This is a genomic window from Arthrobacter sp. S2(2024) (assembly GCF_036662515.1).
GTDB lineage: Bacteria > Actinomycetota > Actinomycetes > Actinomycetales > Micrococcaceae > Arthrobacter.
Genome location: NZ_JAYKZI010000003.1, coordinates 309,504 through 327,702, shown reverse-complemented (window position 1 = coordinate 327,702; position 18,199 = coordinate 309,504). Strand labels below are relative to the sequence as shown.

The 18,199-nt window shown below is 65.4% G+C and carries 13 protein-coding genes; 4 read left to right on the top strand and 9 right to left on the bottom strand.

Annotated elements, in window-relative coordinates; genetic code table 11:
* Positions 1–162 precede the first annotated feature (162 nt).
* The 8 genes from VLA65_RS08030 to VLA65_RS07995 all read right to left on the bottom strand — a co-directional run bounded on the left by VLA65_RS08030 (position 163) and on the right by VLA65_RS07995 (position 11,980).
* On the bottom strand, positions 163–642 hold the full coding sequence (locus VLA65_RS08030) for a helix-hairpin-helix domain-containing protein (protein WP_275937076.1): 480 nt from the start codon (positions 640–642) through the stop codon (positions 163–165).
* 546 nt (positions 643–1,188) lie between these two features.
* Positions 1,189–3,006 (bottom strand): HNH endonuclease signature motif containing protein, encoded by a 1,818-nt coding sequence (locus VLA65_RS08025; protein ID WP_332602187.1) that lies wholly within the window; start codon positions 3,004–3,006, stop codon positions 1,189–1,191.
* Positions 3,007–3,093: 87 nt separating this feature from the next.
* On the bottom strand, positions 3,094–3,378 hold the full coding sequence (locus VLA65_RS08020) for a hypothetical protein (protein WP_332602186.1): 285 nt from the start codon (positions 3,376–3,378) through the stop codon (positions 3,094–3,096).
* A 362-nt stretch (positions 3,379–3,740) separates the two neighbouring features.
* Entirely contained in the window at positions 3,741–4,787 is a 1,047-nt protein-coding gene (locus VLA65_RS08015) for a DegV family protein (RefSeq protein WP_332602185.1), read from the bottom strand.
* A gap of 57 nt (positions 4,788–4,844) precedes the next feature.
* Entirely contained in the window at positions 4,845–7,373 is a 2,529-nt protein-coding gene (leuS, locus tag VLA65_RS08010; protein WP_332602341.1) for a leucine--tRNA ligase, read from the bottom strand.
* Positions 7,374–7,683: 310 nt separating this feature from the next.
* Positions 7,684–9,198, bottom strand: coding sequence for a glycerol kinase GlpK (glpK, locus tag VLA65_RS08005; protein WP_332602184.1), 1,515 nt, complete (start codon positions 9,196–9,198; stop codon positions 7,684–7,686).
* Positions 9,199–9,256: 58 nt separating this feature from the next.
* Positions 9,257–10,006 (bottom strand): MIP/aquaporin family protein, encoded by a 750-nt coding sequence (locus VLA65_RS08000; protein ID WP_284989287.1) that lies wholly within the window; start codon positions 10,004–10,006, stop codon positions 9,257–9,259.
* A 174-nt stretch (positions 10,007–10,180) separates the two neighbouring features.
* Positions 10,181–11,980 (bottom strand): glycerol-3-phosphate dehydrogenase/oxidase, encoded by a 1,800-nt coding sequence (locus VLA65_RS07995; protein WP_284989286.1) that lies wholly within the window; start codon positions 11,978–11,980, stop codon positions 10,181–10,183.
* Between the two features lie 124 nt (positions 11,981–12,104).
* On the opposite strand from VLA65_RS07995, the gene VLA65_RS07990 reads away from it, so the two are divergent.
* Genes VLA65_RS07990 through VLA65_RS07975 form a run of 4 tightly spaced genes read left to right on the top strand, consistent with a single transcriptional unit; the run spans position 12,105 to position 16,043 of the window.
* Positions 12,105–13,067, top strand: coding sequence for a sugar-binding transcriptional regulator (locus tag VLA65_RS07990; protein ID WP_059389187.1), 963 nt, complete (start codon positions 12,105–12,107; stop codon positions 13,065–13,067).
* A gap of 54 nt (positions 13,068–13,121) precedes the next feature.
* On the top strand, positions 13,122–14,003 hold the full coding sequence (locus VLA65_RS07985) for an aldo/keto reductase (RefSeq protein ID WP_332602183.1): 882 nt from the start codon (positions 13,122–13,124) through the stop codon (positions 14,001–14,003).
* Positions 14,004–14,013: 10 nt separating this feature from the next.
* Entirely contained in the window at positions 14,014–14,961 is a 948-nt protein-coding gene (locus tag VLA65_RS07980) for an alpha/beta fold hydrolase (RefSeq protein WP_284989284.1), read from the top strand.
* Complete coding sequence (locus VLA65_RS07975; protein ID WP_332602182.1) at positions 14,958–16,043, top strand: glycosyltransferase family 4 protein; 1,086 nt, start codon at positions 14,958–14,960, stop codon at positions 16,041–16,043. Before VLA65_RS07980 ends, VLA65_RS07975 begins: the two co-directional genes overlap by 4 nt.
* Before the next feature lie 5 nt (positions 16,044–16,048).
* On the opposite strand, the gene VLA65_RS07970 is transcribed toward VLA65_RS07975, so the two are convergent.
* Entirely contained in the window at positions 16,049–18,169 is a 2,121-nt protein-coding gene (locus VLA65_RS07970; RefSeq protein WP_332602340.1) for a primosomal protein N', read from the bottom strand.
* Between the last annotated feature and the right edge of the window lie 30 nt (positions 18,170–18,199).

The window sequence follows — 18,199 nt, the reverse complement described above, 5'->3', positions numbered from 1 at the left end:
GTGGCGAGAAGAAGACACGCGGCGAGGGCCAAAGCCACGCACACAACTCCCGTCCAGAGGGAAGGTAGATAGGCGGCCGCAAGGGAGACAGCCCACGTGAGAACGGCAGACGGGGCCAGCCGAAGGTCTACGCGGCCGGGGCTCAGCTTGACTCCGCTCACCCTAGACCGTCACCAAGGGCAGAAGCGATTCCATCATCTTGGGACCAACACCATCCACGGCATCGAGGTCCTCCACGGCAGCGAACGGGCCGTGCTGCTGCCGCCATTCGACAATGCGTTTGGCCAGGACGGGGCCGACCTTGGGCAAGGCGTCGAGCTCCTCGGCCGTCGCGGTATTGAGGTTGACTTTTCCACCGCCAGAAGTCCCGGTTCCCGCGCCACCGGCTGTGGGCGCACCGCCAATTGGCCCCGCAAGCTGTGACGGAACAGCCTCACCCAGCCGCGGAACATGAATCTTCGCCGAGTCCTCCACGATGGCGGCAAGGTTGAGGCTGTCAAGCTGGGCAGTTGTATCCGCACCACCAGCTGCGGCGATCGCGTCGAATACCCGCGCACCGGCGGGCACCCTGACAATCCCGGGGTTCTTCACGGCACCCGCAACGTGGACTATGAGGAGTTGAGCTCCATCGGGTGATTCCAAGCCCCCATCGACACCGCCATTTCTACTTCCCGCGCCCGCTTCGGGATTTCCTCCCGCATGTGAACTTCGAACGAGGGGCTCAGCCATCGGCTGCCCGGACCAGGACTGCCAGAAGAACCAAATCACCAGCAACAAACAAGGCAAAGCCAACAACACGGCTACCCGCCATGGAGTGCGCCACCGAAGCCTCGAGGAAGGTCCTGCCTCCTCGGACACCCCTTCGGTGCCTGACTGCTCCCCCACATCGGCCATACCAGGTCCGGATGTCATCAAGGCCTGCAATGGAAGCAGAGGCTCCGTTTTGTTGACGTGGCCAGGCTGAGCCTCGGCCTCGTGGTCCGTCGGTGACGCAAGACGAGCAACGAATCGGAGCCGGGCGGCACTCGCAGCATCATCCGCGGGTGAGGCTCGGTTCCTACGTGGCATATCCACGAGACTAGAAGGTCCGAGCCCGCAGCAGCAGCCCGGACCGGTGCTATGTGGACAGGCCCGCCGCAGAGTGCTTGTGGAGGATAAGTGGGCACGGGAGAAAGCCCATCGCGGGACTCATAACTGGAAGTAGTGGTTTCTCCGGGGTTTGCGGTGCGGGTCGATGTGCGGTGGCGGGATGAACCAGGGCACGCCCGCTTGGACCTGGATGTGCCAGTCTTCCTTGTGGATCAGGTGGTGGTGATGGCTGCAGAGCAGCGTCCCGTTCGCGGCGCTCGTGACTCCGCCGCGGGACCAGTACTCGATATGGTGGGCCTCGCACCAAGGGGCCGGCATGGTGCACCCGGGGAAAGCGCAGCCCTTGTCCCGCGCAGTGATGGCTTTGCGGATGTGCGGCGGGAAGATCCGTGAGGCCCGTCCGATGTCCAGGACCTGGCCCTCGCCGCCCAGGACCACGGGGATGATGTCGGCGTCGCAGGCCAGTTTGCGCACCGTGGCGGCCGGAACGGGCCCGGTGAACGTGAAGGACCCGGTGCCCAGACCTCGCCCGGGTTGCCCGGGCCGGGCGGGTACGCCAAAGAGTGCGGGGTGGCCGGGCCGGGAAGGCTGCCCGTCTTGCGAAGCTTGCCCGGTCTGCGGATCCCGGTGGTCCTGGGGGAAGAGGTCGCGGTGGTCGATGGTGGCCAGGATCTGCGGGCGGTGGCCGCCCGTGGCAGGCAGGGATCCCGTGGCCAGGGCGATCTTGCAGGCACCGACCAGACCGTCCAGGAGCTTCTGCGCCCGCGACCGCCGGTCCGGCGCCCCGGCACTCCCGGACGACTCGCCGGATGCCTCGCCGGACGAATCGCCTGAGGAATCGCCGGATGGTCCCCCGGACGAATCGCCGGAAGGCTCCGCGCAGACCTGAGCTGTGCCCTGGGTTGCCGTGCCGTGGGGTGTGCGGTTCCGGGGGTTGGTGGCGGTGTTCATGACCGTGAGCAGGTGTTCGTATTGCTCGGTGGTGGCGAAGATCTCCACATGCGCCAGGCCGTGTTTGGGGCGGCGCAGGAACGCTCCTTGGTGGTGGCGCAGGGATTCTTCGGACGGTTCCGGGCCGTCCTGGTCGATCGCCTCGATCCAGCGCCGGGCCACCCTGGCCAGGAAGTCCTGGTCGTTTTCCTCCGCGGTGCGGGCCAGGGCGTGTTCCATCTCCGTGGCCTTCTCCGGGCTGCACAACGGACGCACCTTCGCCACGGCCATCGTGATGATCCCGGCCGAGCGGGACCCGATCACCCCGGACGCCAGCGCCGCGGCCGTTTCCACGTGCCGGGCAGGGACCGTTTGCCCGGTGAGGCTCCGGCCGGGCAGCAGCTCCCGGGCGAGGGCGAGGGCGAGCCGGTGCCTGGCCTCGGCGGCACTGATCCGCAGCAAGGACCGCAGGTGCTCGGCCGTGGACCTGAACTCCCCGCCCCGGGCGCTGCCCGTTCCCGGGGAAGGAGCCGCACCGGCCTGCGCGTCCGCGTGGGCCGCGGTGGTTCCGGACGTCCAGCCCGCGCCGGCGCCTGGATCCGCGCCGGCGGCCCAGCCCGTGGTCCAGCCCTGCCGGCTGGCGGGTTCATCGTTCCGGGCCCTGTCCAGCCCGGCAGCGGCGGCCACCTGGAGATAGTCCAGGGTCCGGGAGAGCTCCTCCACCCCGGACGCGAACGCAACAGCCTCCTCGAAACCCAGGACTCCGACGTCGTCCGCGGCTTTGCCCGCCAAAGACCTCACCGCCGCCACGGCCCCGTCCAAAACGGCCAGCCGGCCGCCACCATCCGGCGGATCCACCAACACCAGCCCGCCCGGGACCGCGGCAAGGGACGCGGCCAGACGCGGACGACGGGCATGACGGGACACTCCGAAATACCCGCGGGACCCAAGGCCCTGCCGGGTGTCGACGCATCCGATCGCTTCCATGGAAACACTCTGCCAGGAGGCTACGACAAAATAGGTCCGTCGCTCAGGATGCGCATTGCCTGACTCGAAAATGGATGGTGAGTCGCTTCAGGTTGCCGCTGCGGTCTGATGGATGGGATCGAAACGGACGGTCAGGCCGAGTGCGTTGGCGTGTTTGGTGATGCGGCGCATGACATGGGTGGGCTCGCGTCGGGTGAAGTGGTCGGGTCCGAGTTCAAGGTAGTCGAGGTTGTTCATGAGCACGTGCCAGATCGCGGTGAGGAGAGAATGCTCGATCGCGACGATGGCTCGTTGTTTGCCTCGTCTGGCAGCGAGGCGGTAGTAGCGTTCGCGGAGGTAGATGTTTTTGGTCCGGGCCGCGCCCATCGCCACGTTGCCCAGGGCAGCTCTGAGTGCTTTGTTGCCGTTTCGCCGGCCTCCTGGCTGGCCAGCAGGACGAAAGAGTCTGACTCACGTGCTCGAAGCAACAAACCGAAGTTCCTGTCAGCGGCCTCCGGTCGCCAAACTCACTTGCGGGCTCCAACCGCACCAAGTCAACGCGGGGTCACCGGGCGACCCCGGAATCTTCCTCCATCCGTGGGGCGGGGTAGGCGGCCGATCAACTCATTTTAAAACTTACGCCTAGCGCCGCCATTCGAAAGTGTGGCGGCAGTTAGGGGTTATGCCCATTTTCATGGAGCTAACGACGGACCGGCAAAAAACTCAGGACCTCTGCCCGCGAAACTTGACCGCGGTTACGGTTTGCTCCGCATAGTGTTCGCCGGATCCGTTGCGGCTTTCGCGCTGTCACCCAAAAGCGTCGCGGCGCCAGGCGTACTGCTTTCCCCCACAACCACGGCCAATACGCCGAGCCCGGCGTGGGCCGCGAGAACGGCCGGCAGGGCGCTGATCTGTGCAGGCGGGCAATCGGGGCACCCCTCGCCCAGCCGGGCCGCGAGCCTCTCTGCCTCTGCCAGGTTTCCAAAGTGATGCACGGCGAGCCGCGATTGTCCTGGCGGCCGGGAATTGACATCGGCGGCAACGATTTCTTCCAGCCGGGCAACGGCCTTCGCAGCCGAGCGCACCTTCTCGAGCGGTACGATCTTGCCGTCGGCGACCGCGAGGATCGGCTTGATGGACAGCATTGTCCCGAGCCAAGACGCAGCAGTGCCGATACGACCCCCGCGCCTAAGCTGCTCAAGGCTCGGCACATAGAAGTAGACCTTGGTGCGGCCCAATCGCTCCTCGGCAAAGTGCCGGACTTCGGCTGCCGAACGGCCGTCCGCGGCGGCAACCAGCGCGCTTTGGACGCCCATGCCTTGAGCCATTCCTACGGTGCGGGAGTCAATGACTTCGACCGGAATGGAGACGCGTTGCGCAGCCAGCCTGGCGGCGTCCGCGGTGCCGGACAACCCGGCGGAAATGTGGATGGAGACGACGGCTTCGAAACCGCGGTCCCGTGCGGCTAGATAAGCCTGTTCGAACTGGCCGGGTGAAGGACGTGAAGTCTTTACGGACGATCCCGCGGCCAGGGCCAGCGCGAGCGTCTGGGTGATGTCGTCCTCCCCCTCGCCGTAGATCTCTTCGCCCACCATGACGGGCATCGGCACGACGGCGAGGCGGCCGTCCGCGACGAAAGCCTTGACCCACTCGGCCGGCAGAGCGGCAGCCGAGTCGGTGACGACGGCGATGCGCACGACGCGCGCCGGCTCTGCTCCGGCGCGTCCCGGCGTCGTGGACTGGCGCAGGCGGGCCAAACGTTCCTTGAGCCACAACCAAGCGGGTGGTTCGCGGTCCGTCAAGGGAGCCTCCTGGAGCTGGTGGCCGGCCGCCGGCAAGCGCCGGCGGCCGTTTCCCGACTAGGCCGGGACGATGTTCACCAGTTTAGGCGCGCGCACGATCACCGTGCGGATGCCGCGGCCATCGAGTGCACGCTGTACGTTTTCGCTTGCGAGAGCGAGCTCTCGCAGCTCATCCTCACTGATGTCCGGCGAGACGTCCAAACGGTCGCGGACCTTGCCCTGGACCTGCACGACGGCCGTCACGGTGTCCTGGACCAGAAGCGAAGGATCGTGGGAAGGCCAGCCGGCGTTCGCCACGGAGGCCGGGTGGCCCAACTGGTTCCACAGGTCCTCGGCCGTGTATGGCGCGAAGAGGCTCAGGATGACCGCCACGGCCTCGGCGGCTTCACGGACGGCGGGGTCTGCGCCACCGGCACCGGAGTCGATGGTCTTGCGGGTCGCGTTGACGAGCTCCATCAGCTTGGCGACCACGACGTTGAACTTGTTGTTGTCCAACAGCTCAGCGGCGTCGGCAATGGTCCTGTGGGTGACGGTGCGCAGCGTGCGGTCACCAGTGGAGACATCGACGCCGGGCTCGCTTGCGACATCCTGGCCAAGGCGCCAGGCGCGGGCGAGGAACTTCGCGGAGCCCGACGGCGAGACGTCCGCCCAGTCGACGTCGTCCTCCGGCGGCGACGCGAAGACCATGGTCAGGCGGACGGCGTCGACGCCGAACTTATCCAGTTGCTCGCCAAGGTCCACGCCGTTGCCGAGGGACTTGCTCATGGCCTTGCCGCCGTTGAGGACCTGCCCCTGGTTGAGCAAGGCGCTAAAGGGTTCGTCCGCGTCGAGCATGCCCATGTCGTGGATGACCTTGGTGAAGAATCGCGCGTACAGCAAGTGGAGGATGGCGTGCTCGACGCCGCCCACGTACTGGCCGACCGGCATCCAGTCGTTGATCTTGGCAGGATCGAACGGTCCCTCGGTGTAGTGCGGGGACACGAAGCGCAGGAAGTACCAGGAAGAGTCCACGAACGTGTCCATCGTGTCCGTGTCGCGCTGGGCGGCGCGTCCGCAGTTCGGGCACTCGACGTTGACCCATTCCAGCGCCGCGGCCAGGGGTGACGTGCCCCTCGGCGACAGCGCCTCGCCGCGCAGGTTTTCGGGCAGCGTGACAGGCAGCTGATCGTCCGGCACCGGCACTTCGCCGCATTCGGCGCAATGGATGATGGGGATCGGGGTACCCCAGAAACGCTGGCGGCTCAGGAGCCAGTCGCGCAGGCGGAAGTTGACGAACTTCTCCCCTGTACCCAACTTCTCCAGGATGTCGATGGCTGCGGGGATGGCATCGGCCTTGGACAAACCGTCCAGTTCGCCGGAGTTCATCAGGGTGCCCTCGCCGGCGGTCGCAATGCCGGTCTCCGCCGGATCTTCCCCGCCGGTGTTGAGGACCGGACGCACCGGCAGGTCAAACGCGCGGGCGAAGTCGAGGTCGCGCTGGTCGTGCGCAGGCACTGCCATGATGGCGCCCGTGCCGTAGTCGGCGAGCACGTAGTCGGCTGCCCACACGGGCAGTTTTTCGCCGTTGAGCGGGTTGATGGCGTAGCGGCCGGTGAACACGCCGGTCTTCTCGCGCTCAGTGGACTGGCGCTCGATGTCCGACAGGGCCTTGACCTTTTCGCGGTACGCCATGAGGGCATCGTGTTGTTCGGGCGTGACCAAGTCCAGCGCCAGGTGCGCGTCCGCGGCGACGACGAAGAACGTTGCCCCGTACAGGGTGTCCGGGCGCGTGGTGAAGACAGTGACTTCGCGTTCGGGGCGGCCGTCCGTGGCTTCGATCGCGAACCGGACGTGGGCACCCTCAGAGCGGCCAATCCAGTTGCGCTGCATTGCCAGCACCCGCTCGGGCCAGTGTCCCTGGAGCTCGGACATGTCGTCGAGCAAACGGTCGGCATAATCGGTGATCTTGAAGTACCACTGATTCAGGGACTTCTTCGTGACAGGGGTCCCGCAGCGTTCGCACGCGCCGTTGACTACCTGCTCGTTCGCCAGGACGGTCAGGTCCTTCGGGCACCAGTTAACCGGGGAATCCTTGCGGTAGGCCAGCCCGCGCTCGTAGAACCGCTTGAACAGCCACTGCGTCCAGCGGTAGTACTCCGGGTCCGAAGTGTGCAGCCGGCGGGACCAGTCGGCAGAGATCGCGTAACGCTTGAACGACGCGGCCTGCGTGTCGATGTTTGCGTACGTCCACTCGCTGGGGTGTGCGTTGCGCTTGATGGCGGCGTTCTCCGCGGGCAGGCCGAAGGAGTCCCAGCCGATGGGGTGCAGGACGTCGAAACCCTTCTGGCGGAGGTATCGCGCCACGACGTCGCCCATCGCGAAGGCCTCAGCGTGGCCCATGTGGAGGTCGCCTGAAGGGTACGGGAACATGTCCAGGACGTAGCGCCGCTCGCGGGAGCCGTCGTCGACAGGAGTGAAGACTTTGAGGTCTTCCCAGACCTGCGGCCACTTGGCCTCCATCGAGGCGAAGCTGTAGACACCCTCCTCGGGCGTCTCGCCTGCCACTGTTGACTGTGCTCCGGTTTCTGTCTCCGGCTGAACGCTCACTGCTGCCCTCTTCTGTTCTTCCATGACGGTTTTGCCTCCTGCTCCGGGCCCCGGAAGGTCCCGGACACACAAAAGCCCCTCGGCAAGGAGGGGCGGCCGCTCGGTTCGCGATGCTTTAGATCGACGTATACCGGGCGGCTAGCTAAGCAGAAGGATCGCACGCATAAAGCCACCTTACCGCACCAAACCCTTGGCGTGGTTTCAACGGCTGCGCGTAGGTGAAGGTTGAGGGAGGCCGCACTTCGCCCGGGTGTGGTGGGCACCGCGAAGCGGGCGGGGCAAGTGCGGCCTCCCTCAACCGAGGTGAGACCTACTTAACGTCCTCGTCCACCCAATCCATGGACTTGGTAACAGCCTTCTTCCACAGGCGCATCTGGCGCTCCTGCTCTTCGGCCGGGAGCTGCGGCTCCCAGCGCTTGTCCTCGCCCCAGTTTGAGCTGAGTTCGCCGAGGTCTTTCCAGAAGCCGACGGCGAGGCCCGCCGCGTAAGCGGCACCCAAGGCCGTGGTTTCCACGACCTTCGGACGGACCACAGGCACGCCCAGGATGTCGGCTTGGAATTGCATGAGCGCCTCATTGGCGACCATTCCGCCGTCGACCTTCAACTCAGTCAGCGGAACGCCCGAGTCCGCGTTGACGGCGTCGAGCACCTCGCGGGTCTGGAATGCGGTGGCCTCGAGTGCCGCGCGGGCGATGTGGCCCTTGTTGGCAAAACGGGTCAGGCCAACGATGGCACCGCGGGCGTCGGCGCGCCAGTACGGGGCGAACAGTCCGGAGAACGCGGGCACGATGTAGACACCGCCGTTGTCCTCGACGCCTCCCGCTAGCGTCTCCACTTCGGGAGCGGAGCTGATCAGGCCGAGGTTGTCGCGGAGCCATTGGATCAGTGATCCCGTGACGGCGATGGAGCCTTCCAATGCGTAGTGCGGTTTCGCGTCGCCCAGCTTGTAGCCCAGCGTGGTCAGCAGGCCGTTCTTCGAGTGGACGATCTCCTCGCCCGTGTTGAAGATCAGGAAGCAACCGGTGCCGTAGGTGTTCTTGGCTTCGCCCGCCTGGAACGCCGCCTGGCCGAAGGTTGCCGCCTGCTGGTCGCCCAGGATGCCTGCGACGGGCACTTCGCGCAGCAACTGCGAGGTGTGCACCGTGCCGTAGACCTCGGAGGAGGACTTGATGGCGGGCATCATTGACGCCGGCACGCCGAACGCGTCGAGGATGTCCTGGTCCCATTGCAAGGTGTCCAGGTCCATGAACATGGTGCGCGAGGCGTTGGTGACGTCTGTGGCGTGTACGCCGCCGTCCACGCCGCCTGTCAGGTTCCACAGGACCCAGCAGTCGGTGTTGCCGAAGATGAGGTCCCCGGCTTCGGCCTTGGCCCGCGCTCCTTCAACGTTGTCCAGGATCCACTTGATCTTGGTTCCGGAGAAGTAGGTGGCCAGGGGAAGGCCGACCTTTTGCTTGAAGCGCTCTGGGCCGCCGTCCTGGGCCAGCTCGTCCACGATGGACTGCGTGCGGGTGTCCTGCCAGACGATCGCGTTGTAGATGGGCTCGCCCGTGTTCTTGTCCCACACGACGGCGGTTTCGCGCTGGTTGGTGATGCCGACGGCTGCGATGTCGTGCCGGGTCAGGTTGGCCTTCGACAACGCAGAGCCGACGACCTCCCTGACGTTGTCCCAGATCTCCACCGGGTTGTGCTCTACCCAACCGGCTTGGGGGAAGATCTGCTCGTGCTCCATCTGGCCGGTGGAGACAATGTTGCCTGAGTGATCGAACACGATGGCACGCGAGCTGGTGGTTCCCTGGTCAATGGCGATGACGTATTGCGACATTTTGACGTCCTTGTCTGCTTGCTTTGGTGTGGATGCGGTCTAGGTACTGAGCGGTTTGCTACTTGGCGACAGTGGCCATGATCGGTATGGAGTGGGCGACGAGTCCGGCGATGGTTCCACCCAGGAGCGGGCCGACAATCGGAACCCAGGAGTAGGCCCAGTCGCTGGAGCCCTTGCCCTTGATCGGCAGAAGTGCGTGGGCGATACGCGGACCGAGGTCACGGGCGGGGTTGATTGCATAGCCCGTCGGGCCGCCAAGGGACGCGCCGATGCCGACGACGAGCAATGCCACCGCGAGCGGCCCTAGGCCGGAGGGAGTGCCGCCGAAGGTCAGGATCACGAAGACCAGTACAAACGTGGCGATGATTTCGGTGACGAGGTTCCAGGGGTACGAGCGGATGGCCGGTCCCGTGGAGAATACGGCGAGCTTGCTGGCTGCCAAGGGCTCGGCGTCGAAGTGCTGCTTGTGCGCGAGCCAGGCGAAGACAGCGCCTAGGAAGGCGCCGAGCAGTTCTCCACCGAAGTAGGTGAACGTGGATGCCGCACTTACGGCCACACCGGGGGCGAACTCGGCCTTACCGTCAACCAGGAGACCAAGCGTGACCGCCGGATTCAGGTGCGCACCGGACATGGCCGCTACGTAAACGCCGGCAAATACTGCGATGCCCCAGCCAAAATTCACCATCAGGAACCCGCCGCTGTTGCCCTTTGTGCCCTTGAGCGCGACGTTTGCCACAACGCCGCAGCCAAGGAGGGTAAGCATTCCGGTTCCGAACACTTCGGAAAGGAAAACAATTCCGAGAGACATCTTTGACTCCTCATTTTCTTCTGTTGTCAGCCCTGCAGGTTTTGTGGGGGCCGTTGGGCCGGCGTCTGTTAGCGCCGTCCCGGTTGCGGTCCCCCCTTCCGGAGCGGAAGACCGCAACCCTTGTGTCCAGGCTTCTTGGCCGGAACAATCAAGCTGATGTGACGTACATTACGTTCATGCGACGAGGCTGTGAACAGTCACGCCATGAAAACGTAGAAGCACCTCCTGGGCATGCTGGATTTCCGCTTGACGCTTCGCCGAATCCCAGCCAAGCTGCGTGGCGAGGACTTCGGCGATTTCGTTCAGGAGCTCTCCGGTCACGAGTCCCCGGAAGGCCAGCGAGGTGCGGCGGATGAGGACATCCACGAGGTGCCCGATCTGTTCGTTGGCGGCCATGAACTCGAGTTCCCGGACGCTGAGCTCGTTCGTCGAGCGGAGCTTCCGGTCTTCGCCTGCCCCTAGGTAGGCGATGACGTCCTCGGCGCGCGTGCCGTAGCGAGTCAACAGGCCGCTGACCCGGTCGGCGTCGAGCCCGGGAGCCATGTGCTTCTTGACCCAGTCCTGGATTCCGTCTTCGCTGTCCGGGAAATCCAAGCCGCCTCCGATGGCGAGTTTCGCCGTCGAGACCTTCCGCTCCAAGCCCAGCTCGCGGAGGACGTCGTTGCTCAGGTGTTCGGCGAGGGCCCGGAAAGTGGTCCACTTGCCGCCGATCAATGAGAGTACGACGGCGGCCTTGCCGCCTTGGGCGGCCGCGGCACCGGAGGCTTCCCGTCCGCTTCGCTCGATGCGGTAGTCGCGGGATACGAAGCCCGGCTGCGTGTCATCGTGACGGGGAAGCGGCCGAACGCCGGCGAAGCTGTAGACGATGTGGCTGCGCTCAACCTTGATGGAGGGGAAGACGTGGCCGACCAGGTCGAAGAAGTAGTCGATCTCGGCTTCGGTGCACACGGCATCCTGCGCCATGTCCGCCTCGACGTCGGTGGTGCCCACCAGGACGCGGTCACCCATGGGGTAGATCAGGACGATCCGCCCGTCGGTGTGTTCGAAGAAGATCTCACGGCCGCCGCACGCTGCGAGCAATTCCGGGTGGTCCAGGACGATATGGGATCCCTTGGTTCCGCCCATGAAGCGGCTCGCGGCACCCATCGCCGCGTTGGTGAGGTCAACCCAGGCGCCGGTGGTGTTGACGATCACGTCGGCCTGGAAGCTGAATTCCTCGCCAGTGAGCTCATCGCGCAGCAAAACAGCGCCGGCTGAGTCGTCCGCGGAGGCCATCGAAACAAGGGAGACGTAGTTGCTGGCCCGGGCGCTGCCGCCCGGCAAGCCGCTTCCGATGCCCGCCTTTTCGCCGTCCTGCAGCACATCGAGCGTCAGGCGCTCCGGGTTGTGCACGGACGCGTCGAAGTAGGTGGCTGCGTATTTGATGCCGGGGTGCAACCGGGGCAACTCAGCCAGGGCCTTCTCCTTGCCACGGAACTGATGGCGGGGGACGCTGCCGCCGTCGCGGGAGAAGAAGTCGTACATGCTCAAGCCGAGCTTGATGAGGAAGGCGCCGCGCTCCTTCGGCTTGCCTTGCTTGTGCGTGAGGAAGCGGGTGGGGGCGGAAAGTATCCCGGAGAAAGTGCTGAAGATCGGGATGGTCGTCTGCAGGGGCTTGACGTAGTGGGGAGCGATCTTCAAAAGTCGGTTGCGCTCGACCACCGATTCCTGGACGAGGCGGAATTCCCCGTTCTCGAGGTAGCGGATGCCGCCGTGGATCATGTGGGATGAGGCTCCGCTGGCGCCCTGGCAGTAATCGCCGCGTTCCACGAGGGCGACGTCCACGCCTTGGAGTGCCAAATCGCGGAAGGTTCCGACGCCGTTGATGCCGCCTCCGATGATCAGCACCTGGGCCTGCGGCCGTTCGCGGAGTGCCGAAACCGAAGCCCGACGTGGTGATCCTGCTGCGGAACCGGAATTGCTCGTGTATCCCAAAACTGCTCCCTTGGGCTTTGGTGTATGCGCTGCATCACTTGACGTCGCACCTTGCACAACTATTCTTCGAAGGAATGGAAAATGAAATCAAGCTAGTTGCACAAACGTGCAGAACGGAATTGAGATGCCACGATCACGACATTCAGAGGCCCTCCGGGCGGCACAGATGTACTACCTCCAGGACCTCACCATGGACGCCATTGCCCGCGAGCTTCGGACCTCGCGGTCAACCGTTTCCCGCTTGCTGTCTTCGGCCCGCGAGTCGGGACTGGTCCAGATCCAGATCCGCAGTCCCCTGGATTCCGCCCCGGAACTGGAGCGCATGATCCGCAACCACTACGGGGTCGATGTGCACGTGGTGCCCGTCCTGGACACCTTGAACGAGGCGGAAACCCTTGACCGGGTGGCGACGCAGGCGGCAAAGACCATTGGTCCCCTGGTGGATTCCAACGCCATCATCGGCGTGGCCTGGGGTGCCACCATCAGTGCCGTCAGCAGGCACCTGACACGCAAGATCACGCACGGCAGCACCATCGTGCAGCTCAACGGCGCCGGCAACATGCAGACCACCGGCATTACTTATGCCAGCGACATCATGCGCCGTTTCGGCATCGCCTTTGGTGCGCGGGTAGAACAGTTCCCGGTGCCCGCCTTCTTCGACCATGCCTCCACGAAGACCGCCATGTGGAATGAGCGCAGCGTCCAACGCGTGCTCGATCTGCAAGCCAGGATGAGCATCGCCATCTTCGGTGTCGGCTCGGTGCATTCGGACTACCCCAGCCACGTCTACGCAGGTGGGTACCTCGATGAAACGGACTTGAACTTGTTGGCCAGCTCGGACGTCGTGGGCGACGTTGCCACCGTCTTTTTCCGCGCCGACGGCTCTTCCGACGGCATCACCCTCAACGAGCGGTCAACAGGCCCAAGCCACGAGCAACTACGGCAGGTGCGTCGCCGGATCTGCGTCGTCTCTGGTGCATCCAAGATCAACGGGCTTCGTGGAGCACTCGAAGCGAAACTGGCAACAGATCTGATCCTGGACGAGGCCACGGCGAAGCGCCTGGTCAGTTTCGGCAGCCCTTCCTGAATAATTGAAGGACCCTGAAACATTCCCGGCATCGAGGTAGGTAGAGTCTTGGCTATGAAACCCTCGCCTAGGCTCAGTCTCAACAATGGTGTCTTGATTGACCAGTTGGGGTTCGGGCTCTACAAGGTGCCGCCGGTGGATGCCACTTCTTTGGTCGCCACTGCGCTGGGCGCCGGCTACAGGCATTTCGATACAGCGTCCATGTACGGCAACGAGACCGGGGTCGGACGCGGCATCGGCAGTGCGGTCATACCCCCGCCCGGCATCGACAGCAACACGGGAGGCTCCGGGGAAGGAACTCACGGCCTCTCCCGCGAAGACGTCTTTGTCACCACCAAGCTCTGGAATGACGACCAGGGGTACGACTCCACGCTGCGCGCCTTCGATACCTCCATGGCCAATCTCGGCCTCGACTACGTCGACCTGTACCTGATCCATTGGCCTTGCGCTGGGCGCGGATTGTTCCAGGAGAGCTACCGGGCAATGGAAACCCTGTACCGTGAGGGCCGGGTGCGCGCGATCGGCGTCTCCAACTTCCAGCCGGCCCACCTCGAAGCGCTCATGCAAAAGGCCGAAGTGGTCCCTGCGGTGAACCAAATTGAGCTGCACCCTTGGTTGCAGCAGACCAGGCTCCGGACCCTCCACGAGCAGTTGCGCATCCGCACGGAGGCGTGGAGCCCGTTGGGGCGCGGCCAGGTCCTCCAGGATCCGGCAGTCAGCGCGCTCGCGGATAAATATGGAAAGACACCTGCCCAAATCATCATCCGCTGGCACCTCCAGCTCGGAAATATCGTGATTCCCAAAGCCAGTACCGCGGCACGCATCCAGGAGAACTTCGACGTCTTCGGCTTCGAGCTTGATGCCGACGACATGGATGGCTTGGCCGCCCTCGAACGCCACCACCGCACCGGGTCACACCCGGACAACGTCAACTAGGACCTGCCGAATGGAACAAGTGGACACCAACCACTCCCCCGAACCCGCACCAGCCTCCCCACGGGAGTTCTTCAGCAAGGCCTTGGCCTCCAGGACGAGTGCCTCGGACATCGACCTCGACGGCAGCAACGTCGCCTATTGGTGCTACGAACCGGTCACGGTGACCCCGGCGACGCGCACCATACTGGTCATTCACGGTTTCCGCGGCGACCACCACGGCCTGCTCCGCGTAGTGGACCACCTGCCGGAAATGCGCGTCATCATGCCCGACCTTCCCGGCTTTGGCAGCTCGGAGCCTTTCGCCGGAGACACCCACACCGTGGAACGCTACGGGAAGTTCATCACCGGTTTCATGGCGGCCTTGGGCCTCGGAGCGGACACGGTTCTCTTGGGGCACTCCTTCGGATCCATTGTCGCCAGCCACTTCGCCGCGGCGAACCCGGGCGCCATCCGCCCGCTGATCCTGGTCAATCCCATCGCCGCTCCCGCGCTTGAGGGCCCCAAAGGCCTCATGACCAAGCTCGCGGTCCTGTACTACCAGGTCTCCGCCAAGCTCCCGCGCCGGCTTGGACTCGCGGTCTTGCGCAGCCGCCTCATTGTCCGCGTCATGAGCGCCGCGATGGCCAAGACCCGGGACAAGGAACTCCGGGCTTTTGTCCATGGCCAGCACGATGCGTACTTCTCCGCGTTCGCCGACCGCGCTAGCCTGCTGGAGTCTTTCCGGGCTTCGGTGTCCAGCCATGTGGCCGAGGTCGCCGGGCAATTGGACCTTCCTGTGTTGTTGGTGGCCGGCGAGAAAGACGAGATCGCCCTGCTCAAGGACCAGCACAAGCTGCTGGAGATGCTCCCGGACGGCGCGCTGGAAGTGATTCCCGACGTCGGGCATTTGATTCATTACGAGACACCGGCGCCGGCCGCCGCCGCCATCCGCAGTTTCCTGGAGGAACACCCCGCGTGAAAATCGTCATAGATGCCCGCTTCACCCGCACGGACCATCATGACGGGATCAGCCGCTACGGATCGAGCCTCATCGCGGCGACGTCCAAGATCGCGGATGTCACCATGCTCATCAGTGACAAGCGCCAATTGGCGCTCCTCCCGGACGTCCCCTACGTTCACATCAGCAGCCCGCTGTCCCCCCGCGAACTGTTCGTGGCGCGTGAAGTCAACAAGCTCGGCGCCGACGTCGTGGTCTGCCCCATGCAGACCATGGGAACCTGGGGCCGCAAATACGGGCTGGTCCTGACCCTGCACGACCTCATCTACTATGAGCACCCTGCCCCTCCGGGCTTCCTGCCCGCACCCGTGCGGCTGCTCTGGCGGCTCTACCACAAGGCCTACTGGCCGCAGCGATTGCTTCTCAACCGGGCCGACATCGTGGCGACCATCAGCCACACCACCGAGTCGCTCATGGCGAAGTTCAATCTCACGCGCCGCCCGGTCCGGATCGTGGGCAACGCGCCACAGCCGGGCCAGAAGCCGCGCGATCCCGCAGCCGGCGCCGAGAAATCCCTGCTCTACATGGGCTCGTTCATGCCCTACAAAAACGTGGAGACCATGATCCAGGGAATGGCCGATTTGCCAGGATTCACGCTGCATCTGCTCAGCAGGATCACCCCCCAGCGCCGTGCGGAGCTGGAGCCCCGGGTCCCGCCTGGCGCCCAGGTCGAGTTCCACAACGGCGTCACGGATGCCGAATACGATTCCCTCCTGCTCCGGGCCACCGCCCTCGTCAGCCTGTCCAAGGCAGAAGGTTACGGGCTGCCCCTGGTCGAGGCGATGGCACTTGGCACTCCCGTGATCGCCAGCGACACCCCCATCTTCCGTGAGGTCGGCGGGGACGCCGTGAGCTACGTACACCCCGAATCGCCCGGCGAGTTCGCCGCAGCGGTCAAGGCCCTTGAAGACGGCGAATTGTGGCAGGCACGGTCGCGCCGCTCCGTGGAACGCGCGGCTGATTTCAATTGGGACGAGTCGGCACGCCAACTGCTGGCGGTGGCCGAAGAGATCGTTGCGATGCGGAGCCGCAAACGGCGCTAAGGACGCTAGAGGACGTCGACGCCGTCGAGCCGTAGTTGCACCGGTCCTGAGGTGCGCTTCGCCGCACTGGCGGCTTTGACGGCCCTCATGGAACGGGTGGCAACAACTGCTTGTGCATAGGGAATGAAGATCAGCGTCCGGACGTCCGGATCGTCGTCCCTCCCAGAAGCGCGCTGCGCCGATAGTGCAAGGGAGACCGGCGCTGGGCCCGCAGTGCGGAGCTGGATGGTGTCGGCCAGGCTTTCGGTGAAATGCACGACGTCGGCCCGCTTGCCTGTCACTGAGGCGATCCGCACGGCGGGCGGTAACTGGAGTTCCTGCCGCAGTGCCAGTTCTCGGGAGGCATATCCAGCGGGGTCCCAGCGCAGCAGGGCACCTGTCGCGGCGGTGTCGTCTGCGGTGACAACGACGAGCCCGCCTTCGTTCGCGGGCCGCACGAGGGCCGCGGCATTGAACCATCGCCGAACGGTGTCCTCCCCGGCGCGCAGGTTTTCCCTGCGCAGGAGCGAATTGCCATCCAGGAGCAGCGCCGCTGCGTAGCCGCCGGCTGCGATCGGCTCAGCCCCCACGGTCGCCACCACCAGGGCGCGGGCATCGGACACTGTGGCTTTGACTTGGTCTCCCGACGATGTCACCACAGCCTTGCCTGGAAAAGCCCTGCCCAGTTCTTCCGCTGTCCGCAGCACACCGGCTGCTCCTCTGCGAAGGCGGCCTGCGCCGCAATGCCGGCAACGCCATTCCGGGGCCGGCGTGGAGCACCAGCGGCACTGCGGCAGGGCCGATTGTCCGGCGATTGCGAGGGGTCCCTGGCAGTTGTTGCACCTGGCGGTTTCGCGGCACTCCTCGCAGACAAGGGAGGGGGCGTAGCCGGCCCGGGCCACCTGCACCAGGACGGGGCCGCGTTCCAGTCCCTCTTTGGCGGCCCGCCAGGCGGCGCCGGGCAATCGTGCGATCTTCGCCAAGGGGTCGTGCTCCTGCTCGAAGCTGTCAGCCGTATTGAGCACCCGGGGCGTCCTGGCGCGGACCACTTGCCGGGGAGCTTCCACCGGCACGGCCCACCCGCCCTCAACGAGCCGTTGAAGCTCGGTGCTGCGGCTATGCGCAGCCATGAGGCACGCCGCTGATTCCTGTTCGGAACGCAAGAGCAGGATTTCCCTGGTGTGGGCGTAGGGAGCGCGCTGGTCAATGTGGAGGTCGTCGCCGTCGTCCCAGCACACCACGAGGCCAAGGTCCTGCACCGGAGCGTACGCGGCGGAGCGGGTGCCGACAGCCACCTGTGCCGCGCCGCTGAGGAGCCGGAGGTAGCTCCGGTACCGCGGCGTCTGGCCGTCGTCGGCCGTCAGCCGCGCGACGTCTCCTGGTGGCAGGACAGCGCGCAGTGCCGCCTCCATGCGGTCGAGATCACGATAGTCGGGAACGACGACGACGGCGCCCCGCCCTGAGGAGCGGACTGCCGCCACCGCGGATGCCACGAGCTCGGGCCAGCCTGCGGTTCCAAAACCCTGCGTTGCCGTCAAGACCGCGCGGGGTGAGCCACCCCCGGCCAGGTGTTGCAAGTATGGCGCTCCGTTGGTGTAGGAAGCCCACGCCGCGTGCGCCTGCGAGGCCGAGCCCTGGGACGGGATGCCCTGGGGCGCCTCGGTGTGTTCGGCAGGGGTGGCCGGCTCGTCCGAAAGGGAATCGCCGGACAGGAGCAGCTTCTCCAGCCGCGCGACGCGGGGCGGAATGGCGGTCCGGAGGACATCGCTGCGCGTTCCGGCGTAGCGGGCCGCGACACTCGTGGCAAGGTCCAGCAACGCCGGAGTCAGCACCGGGACGGCTGAAACCACCTTGAGAAGGGGAGTCAGGGCATGCCCGGCTTCCGACGATTCCATGCGCTCCAGGACGTAGCCGCTGAGTTCCTGGCCGCTGAAGCGGACTTTGACCCGGACGCCTGCCAGGGCCGTCCCCTCCAACTCGGCCGGGACACTGTAGTCAAAGGGCCTGTCGAGATGCGGCAAGGATGATTCGATCAAGACCCGCGCCACCGGGTTGCTCGCCGCGAGCGGCGGTCCGCCGACGTCGTTCCCGCGCGAGGGGAAGCCTTGGAGCAAGGACGGCTGACGGGCCGGCGAAGACGACACCATGGCAAACGGAAGCAACGAACCATCGCTCAT